This is a genomic window from Pseudoalteromonas sp. BSi20480 (genome assembly GCF_000241365.1).
GTDB classification, from domain to species: domain Bacteria; phylum Pseudomonadota; class Gammaproteobacteria; order Enterobacterales; family Alteromonadaceae; genus Pseudoalteromonas; species Pseudoalteromonas marina.
The window spans coordinates 1-6,313 of the sequence record NZ_BADX01000140.1 but is presented as its reverse complement, the minus strand read 5'-3'; the positions used below and the strand labels follow the sequence as shown (position 1 = coordinate 6,313).

General features: G+C 36.4%; 4 protein-coding genes. All 4 read right to left on the bottom strand.

Going from position 1 to position 6,313, the window contains the following annotated elements:
- Positions 1–64: 64 nt before the first annotated feature.
- Complete coding sequence (locus tag P20480_RS05230) at positions 65–988, bottom strand: AAA family ATPase (protein WP_008131391.1); 924 nt, start codon at positions 986–988, stop codon at positions 65–67.
- Positions 989–1,704: 716 nt separating this feature from the next.
- Positions 1,705–2,787: a DNA polymerase IV gene (gene dinB, locus P20480_RS05235; RefSeq protein WP_008131389.1), complete on the bottom strand. Its 1,083-nt coding sequence runs from the start codon at positions 2,785–2,787 to the stop codon at positions 1,705–1,707.
- A gap of 225 nt (positions 2,788–3,012) precedes the next feature.
- A complete protein-coding gene (locus tag P20480_RS05240) occupies positions 3,013–4,746 on the bottom strand; it encodes a UvrD-helicase domain-containing protein (RefSeq protein ID WP_033025704.1) in 1,734 nt (577 codons plus the stop codon).
- Positions 4,743–6,313, bottom strand: a 1,571-nt coding sequence (locus tag P20480_RS18515) for an ATP-dependent nuclease (RefSeq protein ID WP_033025702.1), incomplete at its 5' end; no start/stop codon positions are given. The genes P20480_RS05240 and P20480_RS18515, both read right to left, overlap by 4 nt.

Sequence of the window (6,313 nt, the reverse complement as noted above, 5' to 3'; positions counted from 1 at the left end):
CATAAGTTCAAACCATTGTTTTAGTGCGTCTTTTAATTTTATTTCTTTTTTATATACAAATGAGTCAGTTGCTTTGTCGAAAAAAGTGATGTTCTTCAATAGATTCATCTTGTTCTGTTTGGTATATGTATGCAGCATTTTCACCTTTACTACCAATTTCTAGAACTTCATTTTCATATATATATCGTCTTGATGGCTCTTCTCTAAGTGGACCGACATACGTTACGCTTTCATTAATAGTGGTTATAAAGTCGTCTACAGCTCGGAAAACATGCTGCACTTCGTATGGAATGGCATCAAATGTTTCTTCAAAATTTTCTGGACCTCTGATCTCAATAAATGGGAATAGATTTTCAAAGCTAACTGAAACTCTACTTACACTACCCGCTTTAAGCTTTGCATCTTTCCTTATTGCATGGTGTACGTTTTCCCATTGCAACACAAAGTCATTATTTATATGTGTAATAGAGGCCTCTATACCTTTGGTAACTGTGCCATCAGGTGATTTTGTCGATATTTGTATTTTATAGCTTAGAATATCAGAAGTTTTTATATACCCTTTGTTCTTATCTGATACTTTTAAATCAATCGAAAGAGATAGTGAGTGTTCTGCTTTTTTTATTTTTCTCATTTCAGAGGATAGCAAATATTTAAATAAATGAACTATAGATGGTCTATGCCTGTTTCTTCTGTTTTGATAATATCCTTCAATTTTAAAATCATACTGGTATGTTATCGATACAGTCTTATTTTTATCGTGCCCATAAATTAGATTCTGAATGTCGCCTAAATGAATATATTTACCGTTTAGGAGTAAAGACTGATTTGAGCTTCTTCCTTCTTTAGTTTGCTTTAATAGTAAAATACTCTGTAATATTGAACTTTTTCCACAGCTATTCGTACCACACAGTACTGTTATAGGCTTTAAATTTAGGTTCTCTAGCTCACTGAAGCTCTTGAAATTCTTTAGCTTTACCGTTGATAACATTCTTAATTCCTAGTTGAATAATAAAAGCCAAATAACACTGGCAGCTAAGATTTTAGTCTTTATACGACACGCTTGTTGGGCTGAGGCGCTACCTGCTCGGGGTGTCAGAGTTGGCTTTGTTCATATAATGGGAACTTGCTTTTTATGAACTAAGCGATATCAAACCAACTTCATGGGAGTGCCAGTCGTATCTAAGCTATCCCTGCGTTACTCAGCGTTTGTTATGTGCCTATTAAACCTAAGGTTTAACAGTTAAGCAAGTTAACTCGTTCGTTCTATTTTATTCGTCGCTACACCTAAGCTCATCACGCCAATAAATCGCAATATGCCAACCCGACATTGAGGGTAAAACCAATCGGTAAATAAAAAGGATTTACAATCAGTGACTTCATAGATCGAAATTCATGACAGACCGGTTATCGCTCATGGCTGCCTGTCAGATGAAGTCTAAACCTATTCATTTTATAGCTAGAACAACTCCATAACTTGAACGAAATAACCCTCAAACAAGAATGTTGGATCCTACTGAATGATTTTCACAGTCCAAAAGTTATTTAATTTGGGTTGTTCAAAGCAGTTATTGGGAAACCTTTACAGGAACCTAATTTAACAAGTGGACTTACCTTTTTTCACTAGGCCCTTTTTTGATAATACATCGCACTTTATAAGCTAAAAAATGATTCTTCCAGCCTAGATTTGTCACAGCTACACTATCATCACCAATCAAATGATATCTGTTCTGATTCAACTTTCTCAGGTGATAACCCTATATGCACACCGAGTAAGCGGACATGCTTTCCTCCACCACGCAGGAAAGCTTCATGGAGTAACTCACAAAGGATTGTACGATCTAACTTTTCAGTAGAGAACTCCTTTGTCGTTTGGTGAAAATCAGAAAACTTTACTTTAATTCCAATTTTACTTATGCCTCTATTATTGAGGTACTTGTATGCTCTTTGTTCAAGCTCTGGTAATAGCTTCTCAAAGAGAATTCGTTCAAGCTCCTGAGTTTCAGAAATGTCTTCAGGAAAAGTCCTCTCAACCCCTACAGATTTTCTTTCTCTACATGTAACAACAGGTCTATCATCAACACCACTACATCTTTCCCATAACAGCCTACCTAACTTACCGTATCTAGAAGATAAATATTCAAGGCTAGATGCCTTAACATCTTTACCATATTTAAAACCATCTGAAAGCAATTTCTCATTTGTGACTCTCCCTACTCCTGGGATTTTTTTTAATTCCATATTGTCTATAAAAGAGTCTACATTTTTAGGTGGAATGACGAAAATGCCATTAGGTTTATTTAGGTCAGAAGCGACTTTAGCTAGATATTTAACTGGGGCAATACCAGCGGATGCTGTAAGGTTAAGCTCTGCATATATTGTACGGCAAATATCCTGAGCAATTAATGTTGCGGAGCCACCAAAAAAATGGCAATTAGTAACATCTAAATAGGCTTCATCTAAGCTCAGAGGCTCTATTAAATCAGTGTACCTCTCAAATATTTCACGGATTTGAGAGCTTACAAGCTTGTAAACATCCATCCTCCCCCTCAAAAGAACTAGATCTGGGCATTTACGCAGAGCCACACTTGTTGGCATCGCACTTTTAACTCCAAATTGCCGAGCAATATAATTACATGTAGATAAAACACCTCTAGAAGTACGGCTTCCACCGACAGCAACAGGCTTATTGGCTAAAGATGGATTATCTCTAATTTCTACTGATACATAGAATGCATCCATATCAACATGAATAATTTTACGATAGGTGATTGATGAACTTTCACTCATTTGATTAGCATTACCGGTACATGATTAAATGCAAAAAGCTGTATATAAAAACAGTATATATAAAAAGTAATTAATAACAACTTCAATTAGGCAGACATAAAAACCTTAATTTAAAGCTTTATAACACTTACTACCTTACTGTTGCTGACCTAGTAATTATGTGAGACAGAAAAGAACTGTAAAACCATGTAATTAGGGATAAAATTTAATAAATAATAGTTCTATTTAACTATCTATGACTGGGACTTCAATATCGACTACATTATCCACACCAAAAAGCTCTTCAGCTGCCAATATAGCATTAGCTGATAGTGCTTGTGTCGTTAAAACCGCTAATCGCTGCTTCGGCCTAGATATAGACACATAAAACAAGTTCCTAGATCTATAGAATCCATCGTGATGATCTTTATTTATTTTTTTTGTCTTTAATAAATCTAAAAATCTAGGCCAATTGTAATGATTCCAGCCTCCACTGAGTATGACTAAGACATTGTCATATTCAGCGCCTTTTACACCATGCTGTGTGGCCAGCGGCGTTCCACCACCCAAGAAAAACACAAGGTTAATTAATTCTGAATACGGAATTTTTAATAGTCTTTGATATTTAACCAAGCTATTTGATAATGGGGTATTTTCTATATTAGCTAAACCTTCCTTCAACTCTTTCTCTAGTTTTAGAACCTTCTTACTCTTCGGAAGCTTTTCTGAAGATAGAAGGAAAGAGATAACACTTCCAATATCTTTTGTTTCTCTGAGCTCATTAAGTTGATTAATTTCGTTTTTCCACTTCAACTTATCCATATGGCAAGTTATTGTGGGCCATTTACCGAGGATACGGAACATCTCCCCGTACTTTTTCATTTTGAAAGCTTCACACATTGGCTCTATTGTATCTGCCAAATACTGAACGACAGGATCCTCCTTCTTTGTAAAGGAGTCCTTATATCTACCGAATACTTTTGCTAATTGACCGTAACCTTGTTGCGAAGCAATCAAGTTATGCGTCAGCATGAGAACTTTTGTCTCTTTTAGATCCCATCCATTTTTTTTTAAGTCTTCTAGCAAAGTGTCTTTCAGAGCGATAACAGACTCAATGGGTAAGTCCCCTTTATTATGGCTATCCGTTCTTCGAGCTCCTTTGAAAGAGTTCGTATGATAAAAGCACGCTTCGCCCATGAAACTTTGTTGACGCTCACTTTGTGTGAGATTAGGTCTCAGCTTATTAAGTACATCAACAATCTTTTTAGTTGAACGGAAATTAGATCCTTTATCGATAGCATGTAAATCATAATTCTTTAGTTCAAAATCCGTAGAGTGTATTGTTTGCCAATGATCACCAAAGAAGCCTATCAAAGGGCCAAACTTAGTTGAGATGAATACTTCGTTCAAAGCATCCATAAATTGGACATTTGTATCTTGGTACTCATCTATGAACAAAATAGGGTACTGCTGAAAAAACAAACGCTGTACCTTCGGTAGCTTCAATATCTTAGCCATTAATAAAGGGACGTCATCATGCTTGATAGAAATCTTATCTGAGTAAGCTTTAAAATAACCTCTCTTATATTCTATGAGCTTCCCTTCTATTCCACCTTGAGCCTCAATTTCTTCTTTGTATCCTTCAAATTCATTAATAATATCTCTCATCGAACTTTGAAAGTGCCTCATGAAAGACCAGCAAAAGGAATGAATAGTCTCAACAACTATAGCTTCATGACTGTCAATTTCTTGAATAATCTCGTTCTTTGCAACTTCAGTATATGTTATACATGCTATCCTCTGGTTAGCTTTAATAAGCCGAGCCCCTCGATCAAAGATAATTGCTTGTAACGCCTTGACTAATGAATATGTTTTACCTGCTCCAGCGCCTGCTTCGAGTCTAAAACTAACACCCTGTTTAATACAGTTATTCACTTCTTGTTGTGCTTTTTCGGCTGCTAAAATAGCTTTATCACTCATAAGCAATTTTTCTCCACCTCAGAAGTAACGGTTTCTACTGTGAGCTTAGGCGCTGAAAGCCATGTTAACCCTTCAACGATGTACCTTGGAACATTCCAATTTTCTTCCAATATTGCAAAGCGAAATGCAGTATCAGACTTGGCTAATTTTTTTGCCTCCAGCCAAGCTCGATTCGCATAATTCCCGCTTTTACGCATTTTAAACATCTTCATATTTGCTAAAATTAAAGCATCTTCAAAGCTTCTACCACATGCAGTCTGATTGTCCTCTTCAGGAACCTGGTAAGCAATTCTTCTATTCTCAATAACCTTCTCTGTATCAGTCTTATTCATTAATAGCTGTAAAAATGCACACTCTTCTTCTTTAAACCAATTTTTGATCGAAACATTGGATGTCCACTCCCCTTCGGCTACAGGACATTTAACTCTAACAAGCCTTGTTTTTCTTTTAACTTGCTTTACAGAGTCTAAGTCCGTAATTATTAGAGACTTTACTTCTAAAAAGTCCAATAGGGGATAAAAAAGATGGGCGTATGCTCCACCAACTTCGATTGTAGAAACGTATTGAGAAGACAGTTTACTATTCTCTTCAATTTCTTCTTCGACTAGTTGAATCAGTTTTGGCATCAAGATTCTTTCTGTAGTACCTTCGACCAATATAGCTTTATCTGCGAAGTACAAATCACACTTCGTTAGTGTCATGTATTTGTGCAAAAATTTCTTATCGTTTGGACTAATCTTCTTTAAACCTTTCTTAAGATCCTTAATAATGGTGTATGGATTAGATATATTTGGGTACTTTAAAAAATACCGAATTGCATCAAAGTTTGCAGTATTTGCTATATGAGACGAGTGGGTCGTAATTACAAACTGTACATTCCATTCTGGGTCATCTGGGTATGCCTCAGATAACTTTTTAACAATTTTTTGTAACTGACTTATAAAGACCTCTTGCATTTGAGGATGGAGGTGAGCTTCCGGTTCTTCTACAAAAATTACATGCGTTGCAGGTCGAACCTCCAAAGATCTATATTCCTTATGATAAGACTCCAAATGGAGTAACATATAGATCAAGTGCCTTGTCCCCAGACCGTTGTAGCCCTCAGGCAAATGTACGTTACCTTCCCCCTTGTAGCATATCTTTGTATGTTCAGAGAGCAAGGACTCTACATTCAGCAATGTTTGTGGCTGAATTACAGTTCCATCCATTCCGGGGAACCCAAGTAATCCCATTGCTGGCATAAGCTTTTGTAGCATCATGTCAAAGCTTTTCTGAATATCATGCTCCACTCCCTCTACAGAAGCTCTTAACTGCGATGCTAGCACTTGATCACTATTTATTGCATTTGGAGAAGATGCAGTTTGGAACATATTGTTCAGTAGCTTACCAATTACGTTTGTTTCTCCATTTTTTGCATGCTCTAGGGTTCGTTGAGCTCGGATAACATTACACATAATCAGAGGATTAAACTCAACAGAGCCCGAAAATGCCCTAGTGTTAGAATTATCAGTTGGATCTAAAGCCAATACACTTAGGTCGTAACAAGAATTAATATTTTCCTTGAGGT

Bases quoted from the DNA above. Each gene is read 5' to 3' on its own strand.
- P20480_RS05230 (WP_008131391.1), bottom strand. From the start codon at position 988: ATGTTATCAACGGTAAAGCTAAAGAATTTCAAGAGCTTCAGTGAGCTA.
- P20480_RS05240 (WP_033025704.1), bottom strand. From the start codon at position 4,746: ATGAGTGATAAAGCTATTTTAGCAGCCGAAAAAGCACAACAAGAAGTG.
- dinB (WP_008131389.1), bottom strand. From the start codon at position 2,787: ATGAGTGAAAGTTCATCAATCACCTATCGTAAAATTATTCATGTTGAT.